Origin of the sequence: Methanobrevibacter sp. TMH8, assembly GCF_020148105.1 — an archaeon.
Taxonomy (GTDB): domain Archaea; phylum Methanobacteriota; class Methanobacteria; order Methanobacteriales; family Methanobacteriaceae; genus Methanobinarius.
On the sequence record NZ_JAHLZE010000016.1, the window covers coordinates 1 to 1,921 of the forward strand.

The window sequence follows — 1,921 nt, forward strand, 5'->3', positions numbered from 1 at the left end:
AATAGCTTTGATGCTAGATTCAACAAAACATTTGATGTTACACTTAATACTAGTGGAAATATACTATACAGTTTTATAACTGACAATGAAATGGAAACAATAGAAGGTACAATTACAATAACTCCAAAACCACCTACACCAACTCCTAACCCTACACCAGAACCACCTACACCAACTCCTAACCTTACACCAGAAATAAACAATAATAAAACAAGTAATGCAATTGCATCAACTACTATGAAAAAAACTGGAATACCAATAAATATGATTTTAATCATCTTATTAAGTGTTTTAGGAGCTTTAATAGGTAAAAAAAGATATTAAAAATTTTTCCATTTTTTTATTTTGAAGGAATATAAATCTATACTTCCTTCAAAACTTATTTTTTATTTAAATTTTCAGATACTTATTTATCTTTAATAATCAAAAAACAAAACTAAATTTTATACTATTTTTAATTCTTTATATTTTTATAATATTTATAATATTTTTACAATTTTTTACAATTCTATTTAAAATGTTTTTTTATAATATTTTTATAGATTTCCTATATTTTATTTCATAGTCTTTTTTATATATTTTTATATATTTTTCATAGATTTTTTTAGATAATAAGGATAATTCGCCTAATATATTTACTTTATAAATATAAAAATTATTAAATACAATAAATAATAAACATGTTGATGTCATATGTTGAACTGTATGATAATTTTAAAACACAACTTAAACGGAGGTGACAAAAATATACAAAAAGATAATAGTTAAACTTATATTATTAACACTATTTTTAATTACAATATCCTCAGTAAACGCAGCAGATAATAATACTGACTTAAAAACAACAATAAATAATGCCGTTGATGGTGCAGTTATAAATTTAGATGGAACATACAAAAATAATATAAATAATATAACAATAGATAAAAACCTAACTCTAATAGGGAAAAATCCAAAGACAACAATAATAGATGCTCAGAACAATGGAAGAATATTTGATATCCAAGATAATGGAACACTCACATTGATAAATATTACTATAATCAATGGGAATGGAAGAGGTGGAGGAGCAATATATAATACAGGTACATTAAAAGTGACTCAATGCGCATTCATCAACAATACAGGTAGCGAAGGAGGAGCTATTAGAAATATAAATGGTTATATGGTTATAACTAATTCTAATTTCATTAATAATAACGTAAGTGATTCCGGAGGAGCAATATACAATGAAGGCACATTAAAAGTGACTCAATGCGCATTCATCAACAATACAGGTAGCGTAGGAGGAGCTATTAGAAATATAAATAGCCATATACTTATAACTGATTCTAATTTCACCAATAATGAAGTAAGTGGATCAGGAGGAGCTATCACTTCAGATGACTCAAATATAACAGTCACTAACTCAAATTTCATAAATAATAGTGCTGAATTATTTGGAGGAGCTCTTGCTATTGTTGCATTTGAACCAACCATTACTACTAACATAAATAATTGTAATTTCACAAATAATAATGCAACATATGGTGGAGCTATAATTAACATCGCCAATATGGCAATTAATAATTCTAACTTTAAAAATAACAATGCCTCATATGGCGGAGCTATTTTTAATCTTTTTAGTGTTACAATTAATAATTCAAATTTTTTAAGGAACACCTTATCTGCAATTTATAGTGCACAAGAATTTGGGGAGGAAAGTTTTGAGAATTTTACTAATCTTACTGTTTTAAATTCTAATTTTGTTGATAATGAATTAGCAATATATACTAGTGGCAATACTACTATACAAGGAAATAACATAATAAACAATACAAAAGGAATACTTATAAACGAAAGTTCACAGAATAATGTTATTAACTACAACAGAATCTTCAACAATACAGAATATGATTTAAATAATAGTGGTATTGTTAAT

The 1,921-nt window shown here is 25.5% G+C and carries 2 pseudogenes; both read left to right on the plus strand.

What is annotated here, in order from left to right:
* A pseudogene (locus KQY27_RS03565) lies at nucleotides 1-324 on the plus strand (hypothetical protein); the annotation flags it as partial.
* Nucleotides 325-736: 412 nt separating this feature from the next.
* A pseudogene (locus KQY27_RS03570) lies at nucleotides 737-1,921 on the plus strand (hypothetical protein); the annotation flags it as partial.